This is a genomic window from Pseudoalteromonas phenolica, from assembly GCF_005886345.1.
GTDB classification, from domain to species: Bacteria; Pseudomonadota; Gammaproteobacteria; order Enterobacterales; family Alteromonadaceae; genus Pseudoalteromonas; species Pseudoalteromonas phenolica_A.
This window is the reverse complement of sequence record NZ_PNEC01000054.1, coordinates 82,165-105,499: the sequence shown is the minus strand read 5'-3', so window position 1 is coordinate 105,499 and position 23,335 is coordinate 82,165. Positions and strand designations below refer to the sequence as shown.

Below are 23,335 nucleotides of genomic sequence, written 5' to 3'. Positions count from 1 at the left end.
GGATAAAACAGCTAAAGCATTGCTTAAATGAGTTCAATTTATGGAAGAGAAAAGGGCAGAGCTAACTAGATTGTAAGCTCTAACGTTGTGATATAATTAGCTTTAAAAGCTAACCAAACTTCTCTTGAAAATAATCTTCAACATCTTCTTTGATGTCTAGATAATCATCTTCTTCTAATTCGAGAGCATTAAGCACTTTGTCTTTAATAAACGGCCAGTCAGGATCGGCAATAAAGCGTTTCTGCGTATGCACAAGGTTTTCGGCCATCTTTAGCGTCGCGAGGGTCATGTGCTCTTCGTCAGTGTGCTTTTCATTGAAATACTCGACATCATGGTGACGTAAAATAAGCTGACAAGTATGCTTTGGCAGATGCCAACTATTCGCTAAAAAGAAGCCAATAACAGCATGATTGGTTTTGTAGGCTTCTTCTTCGTGCTTGACCAGGCTTTTGTCATAATCTCGGTTTGCGGCGCCGAGTACTTTTACATAGTCGTTGTATCTTACGGCAAGCGCGGGAATACCTGCATCATGGAATAAACCTAACATATGAAGGTTTTCGGTGGGTACTTTAGATTTTATCTTCTTGCCAATCAATGTTGCAACATCAGCAATTTCTGTCGCCGTGTCCCAAAAGCGCTCTAGTTTAATACAACAACTTCTTTGATCGAATGCTTGTTTTAGTAAAAAGCCCGTTACAAGTGTAGCAATACTGTTTAATCCTAAAAACATTACCGCTTGGCGGATATCAGTAATAGTTCTAGCAAGGCCATAGCTTGGCGAGTTAATGACTTTTAATACCGCAGCTGAAGTCGCTACGTCTGTTGAGATTAAACTTGCGATGTCATTTAAATCAGGCTCTGGATCTTTGAGCGTTTGCTGAAGCTGAGTCAGCAGCTCAGGTTTAGGCGGTAGATTAAAACCGGATTTAATGTCTTTAAGCACTGAATCATCAATATTTATCATGGTAAATCGGATCCCTCTTATGATTTACGCACATTCTAAGTGAAGTTTTATTACTGATTATTGCGATAACGCAAAAAAATAATTTTATGCTCATTAACTAAGCGGATTGTATGGCCTTTGGGGCCGTTGCCTTGCTTGAGACTAGCAATCTAAGTTAAGGTTAAGTAATTTTGTTTTATTGGAAGAAAGCATGACTCAACAAGCGAATACGGCTCAGCCAACTGGTGCAGTGGCTAAGTTTCTTAATGGCATTGAGCGAGTAGGTAATAAGCTGCCTGATCCAGCCATTATATTTTTATCTGCCATGTTACTCATATGGTTACTCTCTTGGCTATTTTCAACCACGACTTTCGATGCAATCGATCCGCGTACTGGCGAAGCAATCGTTGTACATAACCTGTTAAGCGGTGATGCACTGGCAGGTTTCTTGGCCTCAATGGTTAAAACTTTCACAGGCTTCGCACCATTAGGTGTTGTGCTTGTTGCTATGTTAGGTGTGGGTGTTGCTGAGCACTCAGGCTATATCAATGCTGGCTTAAAAATGATGCTTAAGCGCACGCCGCAGGCATTATTAACACCGTCAATTATTTTAATCGCGATTGTGAGCCACACAGCCACTGATGCAGGTTATGTATTGGTTATTCCAATTGCGGGTGTAATTTATTATGCCATGGGCCGTCACCCTCTAGCGGGTATCGCAGCGGCATTTGCAGGCGTAAGTGGTGGGTTTAGTGCCAACTTCGTACCATCTGGTATTGACCCATTACTACAAAGCTTCACACAAAGCTCTGCACAAATCATTGACCCAACGATTGCGGTTAACCCGTTAAATAACTGGTTCTTTACCTCAGCATCAAGCGTATTTATCATCCTACTAGGTTGGTACATTACTGATAAAATTATTGAGCCACGTTTACAAGCCACTAAAGTAGATGGCGACACAGATAACCTTCCTTCTTTTGATGAAGTCACTTCTAAAGAGCGTAAAGCATTCATGGTTGCGTCTTCTGTGATGATTGCAGGCCTTGCATTATTGGCTTATGCATCAAGTGGTGAAGACTCAGCACTTCGTAGCCCGAACGGTTCACTGACAGACTTTAGCGCACCGTTAATGCAATCAATTGTGCCACTTATATTCTTATTATTTTGGATCCCAGGTGCCATCTTTGGTTTTATGGTTGGTACTTTTAAATCGTCTAAAGACATGATTGATGCCATGAGTAAGGCAATGGGGAGCATGGCTTACTACATTGTTATGGCATTCTTCTGTGCTTTGTTTATCTCTGCATTCAGCCAGTCAAATCTAGGGGCATTATTGGCAATTGAGGGTGCGCAAGTACTTAAAGCTCTTGCTTTACCAAGCTACATCACTGTGATTGGTATTATTTTCTTAACTGCTTTTGTTAACTTATTTGTTGGCTCAAGCTCTGCAAAGTGGGCGTTACTAGGTCCAATCTTTGTGCCTATGCTAATGCAACTTGGTATTTCACCAGACTTAAGCCAAGCGGCTTACCGTGTTGGTGACTCAAGCTCAAACATCATTACTCCGCTGATGCCTTACTTCCCGCTAGTGGTTGTATACTGTCAGAAGTATGTGAAAGACACAGGTATCGGTACACTGATCGCGATGATGCTACCTTACTCAATTGCTTTCTTAATTGGCTGGAGCTTGTTCTTATTGGCTTACTGGGGTCTTGGTATTCCTCTAGGCTTGCAATCAAGCTACACCTATCCAGGCTAACACTTGGTTGATATAGAAATAAAAAACGCTTCATTATGAGGCGTTTTTTATTTTTGAAAAGACATGCATAAAAATTAGAATAATGATTTTTTATGCACTTTTTATTCGCTTTTTATTCACCAACTTTTCAATACCAACTCTTCAACTTTATATCTTAATTCTGTTTACCTTCATTTACCAAATTGAGTTGAAAAATTGTGCATTTACATTAGATAACAACTATTACTGCTAACTTTACAAAGGTTTTCCTATCTTTTCATTTTTATTAAATTGTTGTTTTTAAATGTTTTAATTTGTTTTTTTAAACGTGTTTTCACTGGTTTCTTTCGGGTTTTTTTTGTTGTGTGTATTTTTTGTTGCTCTATTCATTTTTCGTTCAGTTTTGCAATCATACCTTCCTTTCCCAAGACATAGCAGGATTACAAATCAAAATGTGCTTTATGCATTAAGAGGGTATAAATATGAATAAATCAGTAGTAGCCATTTCTATCGCAGCTATTTTACCTGTGTTCTCTTCACAGGCAGTTGCTGAAGAATCTGTTACACAAATAGAAAAAATTCAGGTTACAGGCTCGCGTATTAAGCGTTCAGATATGGAAACATCGAGCCCTGTTACGATTATCGGTGCAGATGAGATTAAGTCATCTGGCGCGGTAACAATTGATGATGTACTTCAAGACCTAACCGCTGCTGGTGGTGCAATGACTAACCCAGGCGTGAACAACGGTTCAGGTGGTAATGCAACAATTAACCTAAGAGGTATGGGTTCGCAGCGTACTTTGGTACTTGTTAACGGTCGTCGTATGATCAACTCAGGTACAGGTGCGGCATCAACGGTAGATTTAAATACCATTCCTGTTGCTATGGTTAAGTATGTAGAAATACTAAAAGATGGTGCTTCAGCAGTATACGGTACAGACGCAGTAGCTGGTGTAGTGAACATCATCTTAAAAGATGACTACGAAGGTGCAGAGCTAAACGTGCAAACAGGCATGAGTGGCGAAGCCGACGCAGAAAAGAGCAGCATTGACCTAACAGTAGGCACAAGCTTCGATAAAGGTAACATGGTATTAGGTATCCAATACCTAGATAGAGGTCAAGCAAGCCAGGCTGACAGAGATTTTTCAAGCTGTCCAATTCAGGAAGTGAACACAGACAAAGGTATTGAACTTGTTTGTGGTGGTTCAACAATTACACCAAATGGTCACCTTTACCTAGAAAATGGTAAAGAACTTCAAGGTTCACCAGATGGTAATTATAAAGAATATGACCCGACTGCTGATGCGTATAACTACTCAGAAGACAGCTATCTGTATACGCCAATGAGAAGCTTAAACCTAACAGGTTTAGTGAACTATGAGTTAAATAGCAATACTACGTTATTTACTGAAGCTATGTATACAAAGCGTTGGTCAGAGCAACAAATGGCGCCACAGCCAATTTGGTTTGACTTTGAATACACAGAAAACATGGGTGAAGGTCTATTAGAGCACGGTGCAGAGTACGGTGAAACAATTCATTACCGTCGCAGAATGTCAGACACGGGCACGCGTGACTTCTCACAGGTTGTAGATACAGTTAGAACGGTTGTAGGTGTTGAAGGTGATTTAGATAACGGCTTTAACTGGGACTTCGCGGTAAACTTTGGCCGTAACGACTCAGTTGATCAGTTATCAAATCTACACAATGTTGGTAGCATCACAGAAGACATCGAAAACGGTAACTTTAATCCGTTAGATGAAAGTCAGTGGCAAGCTGACAACATGGCTGACTACCTATATACAGAGCAAAATACTGGTGGCAGCCAGATGCTAAACATCAGCACGTCTTTAGCTGGTGAGTTATTCGAATTACCAGCAGGCTACATGGGTTTTGCAACTGGCCTTGAAAGACGTACAGAAAAAGCTTGGTATACGCCAGACTCATTAACATCACAAGGTTTAGCGAACGACCCTAAAGTAGAGCCAACCAGTGGTTCTTATGATGTAAGTGAAGCATTCGTAGAGCTTGCTATCCCAGTACTTGCAGAAAAGCCATTTGCAGAGCAAGTTGATATCAGTACAGCCGTGAGAGCTTTTGATTACTCAAGCTTTGGTAGCGACTTAACTTGGAAACTTGGTTTTACTTGGAAAATGAACGACCAACTTATGTTCCGAGGTGTACGTTCAACAGCATTCCGTGCGCCAACGGTTGATGAACTATACGGTGGTAAGTCTCCGTCATTTGAGCAAATCGATCACGCTAAACTTGATAGCCAAGCAGAAGTTATCGTAGGTGGTAATGACGCGTTAACACCTGAAGAAGCAGATACACTAACTTTAGGTATGGTCTATGAGCCATCTTGGTTAGATGGCCTTTCATTCACCGTAGACTACTATGATATTGCGATTGAAAATGCCATTGGTGGTGTTGATAACCAGTACATCGTAGATAACTGTATCGATGATAATGGTCAGCTTAAGAACCAAGGGACTGCGCTATGTGAGTCTGCAAACGTTCAAGTTTCAAATGGTAAAGCGACATTCAATAATCAGTTACAAAACATTGGTGAAGAAACGACTCGCGGTTTAGACGTGAATGTAATGTATAAATTTGATGCAATGGGCTACAACTGGTCTGCAGCATTAGATACGTCTTTCTTACATGAGCGCACAGTAACGAATGCGGGTGAGACAATTGATTACACTGGCTTAATTACTTCAGGTTCAGGTGGTTATGCAGATGTTAAGTCTAACTTAACATTGGGTGTTAAAGCAGATAACTGGACAGCGAGCTATAAAGTAAGATATATCTCAGGTATGGACAGCTACGCGTGTTTAACTGACCCTACGGCATGTTATGCACCGGCAACACCAAGTGTAACTTACCACGATATTTCGGGTAACTACTTTGTGAATGAGTCAGTAACTGTATCGGCAGGTATTAATAACCTATTCGATAAGCAGCCTCCTTATTTCACAGGTAATAATGACTCAAATACAGACCCATACACGTACGACACATTAGGCCGTTACTTCTATGCGGGTATGAACGTTAAGTTCTAATCGAAACAGTTCAACATATAACCAAAGGTGCTTTCGGGCGCCTTTTTTCGTTTTTATCGTTTATTGATACCTTGGTATAGGTTTGTACCGTTTAAATATAAAAATATGCTAAATTATATCTAACCGAAAAGGAGTTTAGAGTTGAGTTGGCGTTTTCAGACAGTGTGACTTTCGCTAAATTGCAAAAACAACAGGGCAAAGGAAATATGCTGGGGTTTGCACATAAAAGTTTAATGGCACCGCCTATTGGTGTTTATGTAAATCGGCAGTGCCCGTTCGGCAACTTACTTAAGTCTTCCTTAAAAATGCCAAACTAGGTGTAACTGAGGAGAAGATTCTGTGACATCGGTGCCTAGTTTATTACGCCACCATTGCCACTCAATGCCTAGCATGAGCTGTTTTTCTTTACCCATTAAAACATGGCCAATATCCCAGCGCAGAGCAGGCTGAGCTAAGATCCAACCTTTTACATCATTGCCAAATTCATCTTCACGACTGGCAATGTATTCCACATGTCCGGTGAAATAAAACTTATGTTCAGAGATACTAAATGGCATGCCCCAAGCAACATCGAACATCCAGCTGTCGGTCTGAGTAGGTGCGCCGCCTTTTGCAACGCCTTCGCTGTCATCAATATACGCCGTAAAAGTCGTTGAAAGAAAATCAAAGCCCGATGCCTTCCAATTTAATTTAACGCCCGGTAAGTACTTAATGACTTTGGCATCGCCAGACACGTTAATACCTGCCACAAAGCTGGCACTTTGCATTGCTGAGTTTGTACTAGGTTGCCATGCTTTTGGCATCAAAAAGCTAGAATACCATTCACCGTAAAAGTCATTATTGTTATAGCCATCATCTAAATCATCTTTAGTAAAGTCGATAAAAAAGAAGTTATCGCCATAGTCATATCCAGATGCATGTTGCACGGAATAAATTTGCGTTTGCGCACTTTGCTGACTAAATGGGTTTTTTACATCGCCAGAGTTAAAGTGAAATTGCGTGTCGCTCCAATTCGCAGCAGTAGCAGAAAAAGAACTACATAGTGCGAGAGAGGCAAATAAGCGGATGTTTTGATTCATGATAAATTATTCGCAGAGGGTAGATGGTGTGAATTATATACCCAAATTACTTCAAGTGACGAGGTTCAGCGAAAATTGATTGGCTTTAAGACATGGTTCTAAATCGAAAATAGATGACGCAGTATGAAAGTCAATCAAACTCGCCCAAAGAAGCGCTCTGAACATTGTTTTTGAGGTATTTTGGGTATACACATAGCCCCAAAGAAATTGGGGCTATAAATCAAGAAAAGTGGTTTTTATTAATCTTTATGCTTTATTTCTGCGCAAGCAGATAACAGCGATGGCGGTGAATGCCAAAATAAAGCAGTAGAAAGATGATGTTGAGACATCCCACGGACTGATCTTGAAGGTCGCGCCAAGTAATAATGCTTGCGCGCCATAAGGTAACGACCCTTGCATTACACAAGCAAAAATATCGAGTAAGCTTGCTGAGCGTTTCGCTGAGATTTTTCCGTCTTCAGCTAGCTTCTTAGCAACTGGACCTGCAACAATGATACTCACAGTATTGTTAGCAATACACAGGTTAGAGGTCAGTACCAGTGCAGCAATACCTAATTGATCAGCCACTTTACGGTGAAACTTCGCGATAAACGCCGTTAAACCCTGAATTTTATGTGCCAGATAATCAAGACCGCCATTCACGCGGATAAACTCAGACAGGCCGCCAATGAACATAGATAGCAAGAAGATCTCTTGCATATCACTAAAGCCTTTATAAACATCTTTTGCGAAACTGCCAACTTCATAATTGGCTGTAAAGCCCATCGCTGCCGCGAAAATAATACCACTAAATAGCACCACGAATACATTTAGACCCGCAACAGCCAGCACTAAAATAAACGCATAAGGTAGCACTAACAACCAATCAAAGTCCTTGGTTTCTACGGCCTGTGGTTCAGGAGTTAAGAAAGTCAGTAGGGCGATAGTCAAAATAGCTGCTGGGATGGCAATCTTTAAGTTTTCTTTAAACTTATCTTTCATTTCACAGCCCTGCGTACGCGTTGCAGCAATGGTGGTGTCAGAAATAATAGATAAGTTATCACCAAACATCGCACCCGAAACTATGGTACCCGCCATAAGCGCTGGGTCGATACCTGTTTTAAGTGATACGGCATACGCAATCGGACCGATAGCACCTATGGTACCCATTGATGTGCCCATCGCAGTTGAAACTACGGCTGCAATTAAAAATAGGCCCGGCAGAAGCATTGAAGGTGGAATAAGCGATAAACCGGCATTTACAACCGCATCAACACCACCCGTTGCGCCAGCAACAGCAGAAAACGCACCTGCTAGTAGGTAAATTAAACACATGGTGATGATGTTTGAATGACCTGCACCTTTTATAAAGGTTTCAACACTGTCATTTATTGGTTTGCGGTTAACCCAAAATGCGATAACGATGGCAGGTAAAATTGCTACAGGCGCAGGCAACTGGTAGAACGCATAATCTACGCCTTGCGATTGTAGGTATAAGCCTGCACCTAAAAAGAGTGCCACAAAGGTTAGTAAAGGCAGTAGCGACAACTTGGCTGCTACCTTGTTTACAGACGCCTGCATGTAAACCTCATATTAAGAAATAGTTATTTTTATTATGCAGCCATTGTTCACACAATTGCGTGCATAATTCAAGCAATAAAAAGGATGTGTGAATGTATAGATGGCTAAATGTTTTGTCAAACTTAATCCATGAAAAAAGCCCTAAGATGCGACTTTAATCTTTTATCTATAAATTAGTGGATAGCTGCATATCATATAAGGCTAGGAAGGCTTTTTGAAAAGCATAAATCTATTTAAATGAACCTTAACACGTATTGCTTATCTCGTTTTATGACTTATCTATTAACTTCTAAACCTTTATTGCATTCCATGCCGATTTCGTCAGTTAAAGTAGTTAATACTCTATATTAGCATTGTATGGACCTAATTTAAGTACGGAGGCTAACTTTAGTTTCAGCGAAAACATAATATATGAAATTTTTAAAGATGATTTATGGCTACAAACTCTGTATAAACACAGAAAATTTGAATGGGGATAAATATGACTAACATCGCAATTTTTGGCGCCAATGGCCGAATGGGCAAAGTGTTGTGTGAAGCAGCGCTTATTTCTGCTAACACTTCACTCGCAGCAGCTTATGTACGTGACCAACATGATTTAATTGGCACGAAAGTGCAGCATTTTATTAATCAGGGTGAAACGGACGTTGCTTTCTCAACAGAAGCTGTTATTGCCGAAGACGTCGATGTAGCCATTGATTTCACTTTACCTGCAGGTATGAAAAAGCACTTAGCAACAGCGCTAGAGCGTAAAACGCCTTTAGTTATTGGTACGACAGGTTTAACCGCTGAAGATATGGCTGAACTTGAACAAGCAGCGAAACATATTCCTATCGTGTTTTCTCGTAATTTCTCTGTTGGTATCAACTTATTAGAAAACCTTGTAAAACAAGCTGCAAAAACGCTGAGCGATGATGTAGACATTGAAGTGTTCGAGTTGCACCACAGACATAAAATCGATGCCCCATCGGGTACTGCTTTAATGATTGGTGAAGCGATAGCTGAGGCTAAAGGCTGGGATCACGATGAAGTCGCTATCTTTGATCGTAGTCAAGATGAGCATGAAAAATCTCAAAAAGAGATTGGCTATTCTGTCATGCGTGGCGGTGACATAGTAGGTGAACATACGGCTTATTTTGCTGCAGAAGGCGAAAGACTTGAATTAACCCACAAAGCAAGCTCTAAAATGACCTTTGCTAAAGGCGCTGTAAGGGCTGCAGCCTGGTTAAAGGACAAGCCTGTTGGACTTTATACCATGCAAGATGTGCTAGGATTTAGATAGAAAAGTTACTTTTTTAACCGTTTCAAGTAAAAAAACAGTTAAAGGGGATATTTTTAATTTTTGAAGGTTTTCTCATAGACCTTTCTCAAGTTTTCATCTAAAATACTTGGAATTTGCCAAATTTTTATAAGTGGCGTGTTACCAAGCGCTTTTTAAACGGGTATTCCGGCTTTGTTGGCTGGGTCCCGTTTTTTACCATTAGGAGGTTAACTTGACTAAATCCGCTCTGTTAGTCCTAGAAGACGGCACAGTGTTCCGCGGTACAGCTATCGGTGCTGACGGTATGTCAGTTGGTGAAGTTGTATTCAACACTTCGATGACTGGTTATCAGGAAATTTTGACTGATCCATCGTACGCAGAACAGATCGTAACTCTGACTTACCCACATATCGGTAATACGGGTACTAATAGCGAAGATGAAGAAGCGAACAAAATCTGGGCTAAAGGCCTAGTAATTCGTGACTTGCCTTTGCTTGCTAGTAACTTCCGTAACGAGCAATCACTAGATGATTACTTAAAGCAGCGCAATATTTTAGGTATCGCAGATATCGATACACGTAAGTTAACGCGTATTTTACGTGATAAAGGCGCGCAAAACGGTTGTATCATCGCTGGTGATATTGACGAGCAAAAGGCACTAGAAGCTGCACAAGCTTTCCCGGGCCTAAAAGGTATGGATTTAGCCAAAGTTGTGTGTACAAAAGAGCAGTACACATGGAACGAGACAAGCTGGACGCTTGGCGAGGGCTTTAAAACACTTGCTGATGAAGATGCAAAATTCCACGTTGTTGCTTATGACTTCGGTGTGAAGAAAAACATCCTTCGTATGCTAGTAGACCGTGGTTGTAAACTAACAGTTGTTCCTGCAGAAACCTCCGCTGCAGACGTGTTAGCACTAAACCCAGATGGTATCTTCCTTTCAAATGGCCCTGGTGACCCAGCGCCGTGTACTTACGCAATCGAAGCAATCAAAACTTTCCTTGAAACAGACACGCCAATTTTTGGTATCTGTTTAGGTCACCAGCTTTTAGCACTAGCTTCAGGCGCGCAAACGGTGAAAATGAAGTTTGGTCACCACGGTGGTAACCACCCGGTTAAAGACCTAGACCGTAATGTTGTTATGATCACTGCACAAAACCACGGTTTCGCAGCTGATGAAGCAAGCCTACCAGAAAACCTACGTGCGACGCACGTATCGTTATTCGATGGCACATTACAAGGTATTCACCGTACTGATAAGCCAGCATTTAGCTTCCAAGGTCACCCAGAAGCGAGCCCAGGTCCTCACGACGCTGCGCCACTGTTCGACCATTTCATTGAACTAATGCAAGCACGTAAAGCGTAATTAGAGCGGAGTAACCATGCCAAAACGTACCGACATACAAAGTATTCTAATTTTAGGTGCAGGCCCGATCGTTATCGGTCAGGCGTGTGAGTTTGACTACTCAGGCGCGCAAGCTTGTAAAGCACTTAGAGAAGAGGGTTACCGAGTTATCCTAGTTAACTCAAACCCTGCAACTATCATGACTGACCCAGAAATGGCTGATGCGACTTATATCGAGCCAATTCACTGGGAAGTTGTTGAACGTATCATTGAAAAAGAAAAGCCAGATGCTGTACTACCTACTATGGGTGGTCAGACTGCGCTTAACTGTGCACTTGACCTAGACAAGCACGGCGTACTTGCAAAGCATGGCGTTGAGCTAATTGGTGCAACAGCAGATGCAATCGACAAAGCAGAAAACCGTGAGCGTTTTGATGCAGCGATGAAGGCAATTGGCCTTGAGTGTCCTCGCGCAGAAATCGCACACTCAATGGATGAAGCACGTGACACGTTAACACGTATCGGCTTCCCATGTATTATTCGTCCTTCTTTCACCATGGGTGGTACCGGTGGTGGTGTTGCTTACAACATGGAAGAGTTCGAAGAGATCTGTACCCGTGGCCTTGACCTTTCACCGACTAGCGAGCTTCTTATTGATGAAAGCTTACTAGGTTGGAAAGAGTACGAGATGGAAGTTGTTCGTGACAAAAATGACAACTGTATCATCGTATGTTCTATCGAGAACTTCGACCCAATGGGTGTTCACACAGGTGACTCAATCACTGTAGCACCAGCACAAACACTAACTGATAAAGAATACCAGCTAATGCGTAACGCATCGATGGCAGTTCTTCGTGAGATCGGTGTTGAAACAGGTGGTTCAAATGTACAGTTTGGTGTAAATCCAGATGATGGCCGTATGGTTATCATTGAGATGAACCCGCGTGTATCTCGTTCATCTGCACTTGCATCAAAAGCAACTGGTTTCCCAATTGCTAAAATCGCTGCAAAATTAGCAGTAGGTTACACGTTAGACGAGCTTCAAAACGACATCACAGGTGGCGCAACACCTGCATCTTTCGAGCCGTCAATTGACTACGTTGTAACTAAGATCCCTCGTTTCAATTTTGAAAAATTTGCAGGCTCTAACGACCGTCTAACGACTCAAATGAAGTCGGTAGGTGAAGTGATGGCAATCGGCCGTAACCAGCAAGAGTCACTTCAAAAAGCGCTTCGTGGCTTAGAAGTTGGTGCAACGGGTTTGAACCCAGTTGTAGCACTAGATGACCCTAGCGCGAAAGAAAAAATCGTCCGTGAACTACGTGAGCCAGGCGCAGAGCGTATTTGGTACGTTGCTGATGCAATGCGTCACGGCATGAGCGTTGAAGATGTATTCGAGTTGACTAAGATTGACCGTTGGTACCTAGTGCAAATCGAAGACATCATCAAAGACGAAGCGAAAATCGTTGAAGGCGGCATGGCTGGCCTGAACAAAGATTTCTTACGCCGTTTGAAGCGTAAAGGTTTTGCTGATGCACGTATCGCAGAGCTACTTGGTGTAAGCGAGTCTGAAGTACGTAAGAAGCGTCATACTCTAGAAGTTCTTCCTGTATACAAGCGCGTAGATACGTGTGCGGCAGAATTTAGCTCAGATACTGCTTACATGTACTCATCATACGATGAAGAGTGTGAAGCGAACCCGTCTGACAAAGACAAAATCATGGTTATTGGCGGTGGCCCTAACCGTATCGGTCAAGGTATTGAATTCGATTACTGTTGTGTACACGCGGCGCTTGCGATGCGTGAAGATGGCTACGAGACTATCATGGTTAACTGTAACCCTGAGACTGTTTCTACTGATTATGACACATCAGACCGTTTATTCTTTGAGCCAATCACGCTAGAAGACGTACTAGAAATCGTACGTGTTGAAAAGCCTAAAGGCGTTATCGTGCAGTATGGTGGTCAAACACCTCTTAAACTTGCCCGTGAACTTGAAGCGAATGGCGTGCCAATTATAGGTACTTCGCCAGATGCAATCGACCGTGCTGAAGACCGTGAGCGCTTCCAGCAAATGGTTGAGCGTTTAGACCTACTTCAGCCTGAGAATGCAACGGTTACTTCTCTAGAAGAAGCAGTCGCTAAGTCTCAAGAAATCGGCTTCCCACTGGTTGTACGTCCTTCATATGTACTAGGTGGTCGTGCGATGGAAATCGTATATGACGAAGACGATTTACGTCGTTACATGACAGAAGCTGTTCAAGCATCAAACGAAGCGCCAGTACTACTTGACCGTTTCCTAGATGACGCGATTGAAATCGACGTAGATGCTATCTGTGACGGTGAGCAAGTGATCATCGGTGGTATCATGGAGCACATCGAGCAAGCAGGTGTTCACTCAGGTGACTCAGCATGTTCACTACCAGCTTATTCATTAAGCCCTGAAATCCAAGACCGCATGCGTGACCAAGTAACACGCATGGCGTTAGAGCTTGGCGTTGTGGGTCTAATGAATACCCAGTTTGCTGTTAAAGATGGCGAAGTATACCTAATCGAGGTTAACCCTCGTGCAGCGCGTACTGTACCTTTCGTATCAAAAGCAACAGGCGTAGCGCTTGCCAAAGTAGCCGCACGTTGTATGGCGGGTCAGTCACTTGCAAGCCAAGGCGTAACGAAAGAAATCATTCCACCTTACTACAGCGTAAAAGAAGTGGTACTTCCATTCGCTAAGTTCCCTGGCGTTGACCCAATGCGTGGTCCTGAAATGCGCTCAACAGGTGAAGTAATGGGTGTGGGTGACACATTCGCTGAAGCATTCGCTAAAGCACAGCTTGGTGCAGGTAACGTAATGCCACGTGGTGGTCGTGCGCTACTTTCAGTTCGCAACAGCGATAAGAAGCGTATCGTTGAGCTTGCTCGAACGATGCGTGAATTAGGCTTTGAACTAGACGCAACTGGCGGCACTGCGAAAGCATTAGAAGACGCAGGTATTGAAGCTCGTCGTGTAAACAAAGTATTTGAAGGTCGTCCTCATATTCTTGACCGTATCAAAAATGGTGAATACAGCTACATTGTAAACACTACTGAAGGCCGTCAAGCAATTGAAGACTCTAAAGTACTTCGTCGTGGTGCACTACAGGGCAAAGTGAACTACACAACAACGCTTAATGCTGCATTTGCTAACTGTAAAGCAAACTCTGCAGATGACCGTGCAACGGTTTCTTCAGTACAAGAGCTACACAAGCGCGTAAATTAATTGTCGAAGCATTGCCTAGTCTATGCATCGTGATATAGACTTAGTCAATTAATTGAAATATTAAAGCCCGGTTTTACCGGGCTTTTACTTCTGTACTTCTGGGAAAGAATGACAATGCAACAAACTCCGATGACAGTACGTGGTGAGCAACTACTACGTGAAGAGCTAAACGAATTAAAAACAGTTCGTCGTCCTAAAATCGTGGCTGACATTGCGGAAGCCCGTGAACACGGTGACTTAAAAGAAAACGCGGAATACCATGCTGCTCGTGAAGAGCAGGGTTTCTGTGAAGGTCGTATTCAAGAAATTGAAGCAAAACTGTCGACTGTACAAATCATTGACGTTACTAAGATGCAAAATAACGGCAAAGTTATTTTCGGCTCAACAGTGACAATCGTGAACTGTGATACAGACGAAGAAACAAAGTATAAAATCGTTGGTGATGATGAAGCAGACATCAAGAGCAATCTTATCTCGTTTAATTCACCTATTGCGCGTGGCTTAATTGGTAAAGAATTAGATGATGCAGTAACAATCAAAACACCAAACGGTGACGTTGAATTCGAAATTATTGAAGTTGAGTATATCTAACTTCAATGACTTCTTGCTCTGCATACTTTAAAAAGCCAAGCATTCGCTTGGTTTTTTTGTGTCTGTAATTCGCTGTAATGGCTAAATTCTATAAATAGATTAGAGTTATCACTTCAACAAGGAGTGCTAACTATGGTTGCAAATTCCCATTTTCAGTTTTCTTTGCAACATCAATTTTTTGATGCATTACTAGATAAATTTTCTGAACTCATTTCTGCAAAGTCTTTAATTCAGTTACATAATCCTAATATTACTATGCCGAATAAGTCATATTCAGCAATGAAGGCCTGTGTTTATTTCGGTGGGCGCTTTTATTCCTTCGAAGGTGAAGGTTTTAAAACTTCTGAAGCAATGCTTGTTTATCAAAATGGCGAGATATACTTTGGCCCATTCAAACAGATAGGGCTTTTATTACAAGAACATAATATTTCTGCTGATTTTATCGAACTAGCATCAGAGCAAACGGTGATCCCTAGTTTCAAGAAACGCAAGTTATCTTTGGTTACTGCAGCGTTATTGCAGCAGTGGTTCCATTTTGGCCCTTTTGGCTTTCATGGTGAGTGGTTGAAGGAAATGCCGAATTACAATATGGGCTATATTGAAAGAGCGGTACTTTATCTTGATAAAAGTTTAACACCTAATGAGTGGTTGCTTGGGTATGGCTTACAAACTTTGATTATGCCTACTTCAGACACCACGCTTTCTGTATCAAGTTTATTAAGTAGACTCGATATTTGTAGGCCAATTTGCATATTAGATGCGCATACTCCTTTTGCATACATTAATGATATTGCTATAACACAAATCTTTGATTCATTGGAAAGTAAATTAACTAAAAAATTTGGTAATAAAGAGGCGTTTCATCAGTTGATAAAAGAACAAGGCGGTTTATGCAATGAGCAATTACTCTGGCTTGTGGATGCGTTTCCCAATCAGCAGTTTCAGTTACACGCCTTTAATCTTTTAAATACCATTGAAAAAATGATTACAAATAGCAATAGCTTGGGGATCTCATCGATAGAGCTTGAAGACACCCATCCGTTCTCATTGGCCTTAATTACTTATTATGAATCCCTTCATAAATCTTTATTTCAAAAAAACAGAGATGCTATTGAATTTGATGGTAAGTACAGCCCGATAAAGCAAAGTTATCCTATTGAGCCCCTATCTCCGTTAAGAGAAGCTTATCATTTGGCAAAAAGTTATAAGTTGCATAATTTGGAAGCAGTTTTGAAGGTGAGTGATAAAAAATCAAATAATCTTCATACGAATTACATATTGTTAGACAGAGACCCATCAGCCACGTCGACAGAAGATCTACTATCACTGCAAATAATTAAAAATTTTTATTAAACAAAGGGAGTTATAACCGCTCCCTTCTCAATTAAATATTTACCAAGAACCAGTATTTGGCATGTCGAGCCAAGGTTGTTGTGGAGCTAAAGCATCGCCTTTTTGCAGTAGCTCTATCGATATCCCATCAGGAGATTTTACAAATGCCATATGACCACAACGTGGCGGGCGATTGATGGTTACGCCAGCATTCATCAATTTTTTGCATAATTCGTAAATATTTTCGACCGCGAAAGCAAGGTGTCCAAAGTTACGGCCACCAGAATAATCTTCTTTGTCCCAGTTATAAGTTAGCTCTATAGTAGGAGAGAAAGTCTCTTTTGCCCCTTCTAATTGACCTGAAGCGGCAAGGTAAACCAAGGTAAATCGACCCCTTTCACTATCGTAGCGTTTTACTTCATGTAACCCTAATAGATCACAGTAAAACCTCAATGATTCTTCTAAGCCCTTAACTCGGACCATAGTATGCAAAAACTCCATACTCACTCCTAACGCTTGTGAATTTCTAGCTAATTTGTATATCAAATTATTCAAGAGTTAAAAGATTACTCCAATTTGAAAAAACAGCTAATTGTTCTAAGTTATTTAAATAAGCCTAGCTTAACGGACTATACTTAACTAGGGTAGAGCAGATGAGTGTACAAGGCATTTTATGGCCAAAGTTTCTATAACAGAAGATAGCAGTGTTCTTGATAGCATGACAGACATTGTAGCTTGTCTAAATACGAGTGATTCTATTCAACGATTTTTGCTAGATATTCACTGTATTTTACAAAAAGTGACCTATGCAGATAATTTTTATGTGGTGCTTTTCAAAAATAACGGTGAGCTATCTTTTCCTTATTTTCATGATGTAAAAGATGACATCAGAGCAGAAGATTTAGAGGACATTAAATTTGAACAGATCCAAAAAACGTTGACTGCCTATGCAATTGAGAAAAAGACAATTTGCAATTTTACTGATGCAGAAATTAATAAATTAATAGAGTCGGGTACCTTACAAGTTTTGGGGACAGTCCCTAAGCAATGGCTTTGCTTTCCATTGAAAAATCGCAACCATTTTCTTGGCGCTTTTATTATTCAGTCTTATCGGAGAAATGACGAGTACTCCGGTGTTATTGTTGATGTGCTTTACACAATAAGTCATGTCATCTCTTCTGCACTTGATGCTTTCAATAATCAACAGGTGCTCCTTGAAGCAAACCAGACATTGCAAGATTACCAAGCTGAATTAGAACATCATGTTTCAGAAAGAACTAAAGAATTACAACAAAGTTTAGAAGATTTGCAAAATGAGGTCGCAAAAAGCGAGAAGTTGCAACAGCAACTGGAATACGAGTCATTACATGATAATTTAACAAACTTGGCAAACAGAAAGTACTTATTTAAAGAGTTATCAAGACTGGCGTTGAAGTCAGAACGGAGTGCTTTTGAAGTATATGTTTTGTATTTAGATTTGGATGATTTTAAGCCGATTAATGATGAGTTTGGTCATAAAAGTGGTGACTTGGTTTTAAGAACTGTAGCTGAGCGGCTCACTAACGAAGTTAGAGGGTATGATTTAGTAGCACGTATTGGTGGAGATGAATTTGTTGTTTTCATTATGGACCCTTTACATTTTGGTGTATTAGAGCAGCTCTGCCATCGTTTATTAAAAAGTATTCAGGAACCCATTCAGCTCGAAGATGGACAAATTGTTAAATGTGGTTGCAGCATTGGCGTTGCGGGCAATTATACACAGCAGTTTTCAGCTGAAAATTTATTACATCAAGCTGATCAATCTTTGTATGCTGCAAAAAATAAAGGAAAGAATCAGATCCATTTTGCGATGAGTGAGCAGCAGTAGGTTTAACTTGCTTTATCTTTTAGTTCCTTTAGGATCAAATGCAAACGTTTTTTTATTTGCTTGATATGACTTTAAGACTGCTTGTTTTTTTATGTATATTGTTCCCAGCTTTTGCTAAAGCCATAGAAGTACTCGATCTCTATGAAAGCACGCTTTATATAGACGATAAAACGCGTGCAAGTCGTGTTGAAGCGAGTAAAGCAGCGCTCACTAATGTCATTAAAAAGCTGACAGGTAAATCACAAGCCAACTCCCACCCTTTAATTCGTCAAGCTATGCTTTCAATTTCAGATTACATGTTGAAATATGAGTACTTAGAAACCCGCGAAGGTGATCTGCAAATTAAAGTAAAGTTTGAAGCACAAAAAGTCGAAGAGTTAGTTCGAGATTCAAACTTACCTTTATGGGGAAATAGAAGACCTAAAATTGCCATATGGCTTGCGATTGAAGATGGTTTTCGTAGAGATTTCGTGACTCAAGAAAGCTACCCTCAGTTAGAGCGTCTTATTTATGATACTGCCCAAGATTGGGGCGTGCCGATTGTTGTACCACTGATGGATTTAGAAGATAGAAGTAAAGTAGGTATCGCTGAGGTGTGGGGTAACTTTTCTGAGCCAGTTGAAATTGCGTCGATGCGTTACCAAGCAGAGCGCGTGATCACAGCGAGAATGTTCAAACCAGAAGCCAGTGATTTCTGGCAATTAGAATGGCGCTACACCGATGCTGAATTATTTGAATCGAATCAATTGGTAGGTGACAAGCAACAAGTGCTTATTCAAATGGTCAATAATTTCTCTGATGCTTTGGTCAAGCAGTTTGCTATTGATCCCAACAAGACCTATGCATCAGCTAGCTCTGTTCTGACTGTTGATAAGTTAACTGATTTTGTGACCATAGAGCAGGCGAGAAGACAGCTTATCAGCATCAGTACCGTTGTCGAAGTAGACGTCATCGAACGCACAAACGATGCGGTAAAGTTTTTGGTTGAGCACACTTCGGATGTCACTGACTTAGTTAAAGCGATTAAACTCGAGCAAAGCTTTACGCCATTTGTTGATCCTAGAGCTTTTTATCAACTTGAAGACAGCCACAACCTAAAGTACTCATGGGTAGGTGAGTAATGCAATTTCAGCCCATACAAATGGCTTTGCCAGTGACTTTACCCGATGATGAAACATTCAGTGCCTATTTTGGCGGGGAAGAATCTCTAGAGGTGAATCATCTAAAGGCTGCATTAGAAAACCGCAGTGAAGATTTCCAGTTTACTTATTTATGTGGTTTAGCTGATTCTGGAAAGTCACACTTGCTCTATGCCACTTGTATTGCGGCACAAGAGTTAGGCTTATCGACTATGCTATTAAGCCTTCGAGAAGTAATCAGTTTTGGCCCAGAAGTTCTCGATGGTTTAGAGTCTTTAGATGTACTGTGTATCGATGACGTGCATTTAGTTGCAGGTGTTGATGTGTGGGAAAAAGCGCTATTTAACTTTTTCAATCGTTTCAATGAAAAAGGTAAGTGTTTAGTGGTCACGGCAGATTTACTGCCAGATATGCTACATATCAATTTGCCTGATTTAGAGTCTCGTCTAAAGTGGGGCACAACTTTCCAAATTCGCTCTATGAGTGATGATGATAAAGCAGAAGCCTTAGTTAAACGTGCCAATATGCGTGGCCTTGAGTTAACCGACGAATGTGCGCGTTTTTTACTGACCAGACTAAGCCGTGATATGCGCGCTTTACTCGATATTTTAGACAGACTCGATCATGCATCCATGGCTGCACAAAGAAAACTCACAATTCCTTTCATAAAAGCCACTTTAAAACTGTAGAAGGGCTAGAATCCAGGCCTTGCTTTCAGTTATCATTGTCGATTAATAAACAGCAAATTACCTCAATAAAGATCAGGTAGAAAATGAACTTAGAGAATATCTTAGCCGAAGCGCTTGAAGCCGTTTCGAGCGCGAGCGAAATTGCGCATCTAGAAGATGTACGCGTAAAATACCTTGGTAAAAAAGGTGAGATCACAGGTCTTTTAAAGACTTTAGGTAAATTAGCACCAGAAGAGCGTAAAGACGCAGGTGCTGTGATCAACAAAGCTAAAACGCAAGTACAAGACGCAATTAACGAAAAGAGAGAAGCATTAGTTGCTGCTGAGCTTGAAAAGAAACTCGCTGCAGAAACAATTGATGTGACTTTACCAGGTCGTGTAATGCCGACAGGGGGCATTCACCCAGTAACTCGTACAATTGAAAGAATTGAAACTTTCTTTGGCGAGTTAGGTTTTGCTGTTAAATCTGGTCCTGAAGTTGAAGACGACTTCCACAACTTTGATGCACTGAATATTCCTGAGCATCATCCAGCACGAGCTGATCACGATACTTTCTATTTTAACCCTAAGTTGGTTTTACGTACGCAAACAAGTGGTGTGCAGATCCGTACTATGGAAACTGAACAGCCGCCACTACGTATTATCTCTCCTGGCCGTGTTTACCGTAACGACTACGACCAAACACATACGCCAATGTTCCACCAAGTTGAAGGCCTAATGGTTGATACTGATGTGAGCTTTACTGAACTGAAAGGTATTTTGCACGACTTCCTTCGCAACTTCTTTGAAGAAGATATGGAAATCCGTTTCCGTCCATCTTACTTCCCGTTCACAGAGCCTTCTGCTGAAGTAGACGTAAAAGGTAAAAACGGTAAATGGTTAGAAGTATTAGGCTGCGGTATGGTGCATCCAAACGTACTAAAATCTGTTGGCATTGACCCAGAAAAATACACAGGCTTTGCATTCGGCATGGGCGTTGAGCGTTTAACTATGCTTCGCTACGGTGTGAACGACTTACGTGCGTTCTTCGAAAATGACATGAAATTCCTAAACCAATTCAGATAAGAGCGGAAGAAATATGAAATTTAGTGAAAAGTGGTTACGTGAGTGGGTAAATCCAGCTATCGATACCGAGGCTCTTTCTGAACAACTTTCAATGGCTGGCCTTGAAGTTGATGGCGTAGACGCTGTTGCTGGTGACTTCAGTGGCGTTGTAATTGGTGAAGTGGTTGAGTGTGGTCAACACCCTGATGCTGACAAATTACGCGTAACAAAAATCAATGTAGGCGAAGACGAGCTGCTAGACATCGTGTGTGGTGCAGCAAACTGTCGCCAAGGTCTAAAAGTTGCGGTTGCTAAAGTTGGCGCAGTATTACCTGGCGACTTCAAAATTAAAAAAGCAAAGCTTCGTGGTCAACCTTCTCACGGCATGTTATGTGCGTTTGAAGAGCTAGGCATGGCTGAAAGCTCAGACGGTATTTTAGAACTGCCAGCAGATGCACCAATTGGCCAATGTATTCGTGAATACTTTAACCTTGATGATGTAACAATTGACGTTGATCTAACAGCGAACCGCAGTGACTGCTTAGGTATCAAAGGTCTTGCACGTGAAGTTGGTGTATTGAACAGCCAAGATGTAACAGAAGTTGCGATTGCTGCAGTTGATCCAACAATAGAAGACACGATTAATATTGAGCTAGTAAACAGCCAAGCTTGTCCTCGTTACTTAGGCCGTATCATTAAAGGTATTAACCTTGAAGCGACAACACCGCTTTGGATGGTTGAAAAGCTTCGTCGTTCAGGCGTACGTTCAATCGACCCAGTTGTTGACGTAACAAACTATGTGTTACTAGAGCTTGGTCACCCAATGCATGCGTTTGATTTAGCTGCAATTGAAGGTGGTATTAAAGTTCGCAACGCAAACGAAAATGAAGAGCTAGTGTTACTTGACGGTAATATGGCAAAACTTAACCCTTCAACGTTACTTATCGCTGATGAAAATAAAGCGTTAGCAATGGCGGGTATTTTTGGCGGCGAAGGCTCTGGCGTTAAAGAAGGCACGCAAGACATCTTACTTGAGAGCGCTTTCTTCGCACCATTGGCGATTGCAGGCCAAGCGCGTAGCTACGGCTTACACACAGATGCATCACACCGTTATGAGCGTGGTGTTGACCCTAAACTGCAACGCGATGCTATGGAGCGCGCAACAGCACTTCTACTTGAGATTGTAGGTGGTGAAGCAGGTCCAGTTGTTGAGGCAGTATCTGAAGCAGATCTTCCAGCTGAAAAGTCAGTAACTCTTCGTCGTGAGCGTTTAGACCGCGTAATCGGTTATCACATTGAAGATGCTAAGGTAACAGATATCCTAACTCGCTTAGGTTTAACGGTTGAATTTGCAGACGATACTTGGAGTGCACAAGTGCCAAGCTACCGTTTCGATATTAGCATCGAAGAAGACCTAATCGAAGAAGTGGCGCGTGTATTTGGTTATAACAATATTCCAAATGTAGCACCGACAGCTGCGCTTAAGATGACAACACACCAAGAAGCTAAACTTCCAGTTGCTAAATTCAGAAATGAGCTGGTTGCACGTGGCTACCAAGAAGCGATTACGTATAGCTTCGTAGACCCTAAAGTACAGCAGCAGCTTCATCCACAGAGCGATGCATTAGTATTACCACACCCAATTTCGATTGAAATGTCGGCAATGCGTGTAAGCTTACTGACAGGTTTAATCAATACGGTTGTATATAACCAAAACCGTCAGCAATCACGTTTACGCTTCTTTGAGCATGGCTTAAAGTTCTTAAAAGATGAGACTGCAGAAAACGGTGTGAGCCAAATCGCGGTTCTTGGTGGTATCATTTACGGTAATACCCATAACGAGCATTGGTCAATCGAGTCTAAGCCAGTTGATTTCTTTGACGCTAAAGGCGATGTAGAAGCGCTTATCGCTTTAACAAATGACGTAAGTCGTTTCTCGTTTAAAGCTGAAGCAAATGATGGTCTTCACCCAGGTCAATCTGCTGCAATTTACTTAGACGATAAGAAAGTTGGTTTTATTGGTGCTGTGCACCCTCAGCTTCAAAAGTCTCTTGGTTTAAACAATTCGGCGTTTGTATTTGAAATTGAAGCAGATGCATTAGTTGTTCGTAAGCTGCCAGAAGCGGTTAGCGTGTCAAAATTCCCATCAAATCGCAGAGATATTGCTATTTTAGTTGCGGATGACGTAAAAATAGGCGATATTTTAAATAGCATTGAGAAAGTTGGCGGAAATCAATTAGTTGACCTAAACTTATTCGATGTGTACAAGGGCAAAGGTATTGAGCCGGGCTTTAAGAGCCTAGCGATTGCTCTAACATTGCAAGCTGCTGATAAAACGCTCGAAGAGAATGATATCAATGCGCTTGTAGAAAACGTGGTGGCAGAACTTGCCAACAAATTTAATGCATCGTTGAGGGACTAGAT

Annotated in this window: 16 protein-coding genes; 12 read left to right on the top strand and 4 right to left on the bottom strand. The window is 41.4% G+C overall.

Translation table 11 applies throughout. The features are described 5' to 3' along the window. Window positions 1-109: 109 nt before the first annotated feature. The gene (locus tag CWB72_RS17365; RefSeq protein ID WP_138568085.1) at window positions 110-964 is read right to left on the bottom strand and encodes an HDOD domain-containing protein; all 855 of its coding nucleotides are present in this window, start codon (window positions 962-964) and stop codon (window positions 110-112) included. A gap of 190 nt (window positions 965-1,154) precedes the next feature. Here CWB72_RS17365 and CWB72_RS17360 point away from each other — a divergent pair, with 190 nt between their 5' ends. Beyond that, a complete protein-coding gene (locus CWB72_RS17360) occupies window positions 1,155-2,705 on the top strand; it encodes an AbgT family transporter (protein WP_138634002.1) in 1,551 nt (516 codons plus the stop codon). Window positions 2,706-3,166: 461 nt separating this feature from the next. Then, the gene (locus tag CWB72_RS17355) at window positions 3,167-5,749 is read left to right on the top strand and encodes a TonB-dependent receptor plug domain-containing protein (protein ID WP_138633999.1); all 2,583 of its coding nucleotides are present in this window, start codon (window positions 3,167-3,169) and stop codon (window positions 5,747-5,749) included. A gap of 299 nt (window positions 5,750-6,048) precedes the next feature. On the opposite strand, the gene CWB72_RS17350 is transcribed toward CWB72_RS17355, so the two are convergent. Beyond that, window positions 6,049-6,828 (bottom strand): nucleoside-binding protein, encoded by a 780-nt coding sequence (locus CWB72_RS17350; RefSeq protein WP_138633997.1) that lies wholly within the window; start codon window positions 6,826-6,828, stop codon window positions 6,049-6,051. A 246-nt stretch (window positions 6,829-7,074) separates the two neighbouring features. Next, window positions 7,075-8,388 (bottom strand): Na+/H+ antiporter NhaC family protein, encoded by a 1,314-nt coding sequence (locus tag CWB72_RS17345; RefSeq protein WP_138568081.1) that lies wholly within the window; start codon window positions 8,386-8,388, stop codon window positions 7,075-7,077. Between the two features lie 481 nt (window positions 8,389-8,869). Between CWB72_RS17345 and dapB the strand changes: the two genes are divergently transcribed. The 5 genes from dapB to CWB72_RS17320 all read left to right on the top strand — a co-directional run bounded on the left by dapB (window position 8,870) and on the right by CWB72_RS17320 (window position 16,194). Further along, window positions 8,870-9,670: a 4-hydroxy-tetrahydrodipicolinate reductase gene (gene dapB, locus CWB72_RS17340; RefSeq protein WP_138568080.1), complete on the top strand. Its 801-nt coding sequence runs from the start codon at window positions 8,870-8,872 to the stop codon at window positions 9,668-9,670. Window positions 9,671-9,881: 211 nt separating this feature from the next. After that, on the top strand, window positions 9,882-11,015 hold the full coding sequence (gene carA, locus CWB72_RS17335) for a glutamine-hydrolyzing carbamoyl-phosphate synthase small subunit (protein WP_138568079.1): 1,134 nt from the start codon (window positions 9,882-9,884) through the stop codon (window positions 11,013-11,015). 16 nt (window positions 11,016-11,031) lie between these two features. Continuing rightward, window positions 11,032-14,250 carry a carbamoyl-phosphate synthase large subunit gene (carB, locus tag CWB72_RS17330; RefSeq protein ID WP_138568078.1) on the top strand — a complete coding sequence of 1,073 codons (3,219 nt, stop codon included), beginning with the start codon at window positions 11,032-11,034 and terminating at the stop codon, window positions 14,248-14,250. A 114-nt stretch (window positions 14,251-14,364) separates the two neighbouring features. Further along, window positions 14,365-14,841 carry a transcription elongation factor GreA gene (greA, locus tag CWB72_RS17325; RefSeq protein ID WP_138633994.1) on the top strand — a complete coding sequence of 159 codons (477 nt, stop codon included), beginning with the start codon at window positions 14,365-14,367 and terminating at the stop codon, window positions 14,839-14,841. A 132-nt stretch (window positions 14,842-14,973) separates the two neighbouring features. Next, window positions 14,974-16,194, top strand: coding sequence for a hypothetical protein (locus CWB72_RS17320; RefSeq protein ID WP_138633991.1), 1,221 nt, complete (start codon window positions 14,974-14,976; stop codon window positions 16,192-16,194). A 39-nt stretch (window positions 16,195-16,233) separates the two neighbouring features. On the opposite strand, the gene CWB72_RS17315 is transcribed toward CWB72_RS17320, so the two are convergent. Continuing rightward, complete coding sequence (locus CWB72_RS17315) at window positions 16,234-16,674, bottom strand: VOC family protein (RefSeq protein WP_138633988.1); 441 nt, start codon at window positions 16,672-16,674, stop codon at window positions 16,234-16,236. A gap of 172 nt (window positions 16,675-16,846) precedes the next feature. Between CWB72_RS17315 and CWB72_RS17310 the strand changes: the two genes are divergently transcribed. The 5 genes from CWB72_RS17310 to pheT all read left to right on the top strand — a co-directional run bounded on the left by CWB72_RS17310 (window position 16,847) and on the right by pheT (window position 23,333). After that, complete coding sequence (locus CWB72_RS17310; RefSeq protein ID WP_138633985.1) at window positions 16,847-18,040, top strand: GGDEF domain-containing protein; 1,194 nt, start codon at window positions 16,847-16,849, stop codon at window positions 18,038-18,040. A gap of 38 nt (window positions 18,041-18,078) precedes the next feature. Further along, window positions 18,079-19,161 (top strand): DUF2066 domain-containing protein, encoded by a 1,083-nt coding sequence (locus tag CWB72_RS17305; protein ID WP_436409864.1) that lies wholly within the window; start codon window positions 18,079-18,081, stop codon window positions 19,159-19,161. Next, the gene (gene hda, locus CWB72_RS17300) at window positions 19,161-19,868 is read left to right on the top strand and encodes a DnaA regulatory inactivator Hda (protein WP_212747902.1); all 708 of its coding nucleotides are present in this window, start codon (window positions 19,161-19,163) and stop codon (window positions 19,866-19,868) included. Before CWB72_RS17305 ends, hda begins: the two co-directional genes overlap by 1 nt. A gap of 83 nt (window positions 19,869-19,951) precedes the next feature. Continuing rightward, window positions 19,952-20,932, top strand: coding sequence for a phenylalanine--tRNA ligase subunit alpha (gene pheS / locus CWB72_RS17295; protein ID WP_058030551.1), 981 nt, complete (start codon window positions 19,952-19,954; stop codon window positions 20,930-20,932). Window positions 20,933-20,945: 13 nt separating this feature from the next. Beyond that, complete coding sequence (pheT, locus tag CWB72_RS17290; protein ID WP_138633982.1) at window positions 20,946-23,333, top strand: phenylalanine--tRNA ligase subunit beta; 2,388 nt, start codon at window positions 20,946-20,948, stop codon at window positions 23,331-23,333. The last annotated feature ends 2 nt before the right edge of the window (window positions 23,334-23,335 follow it).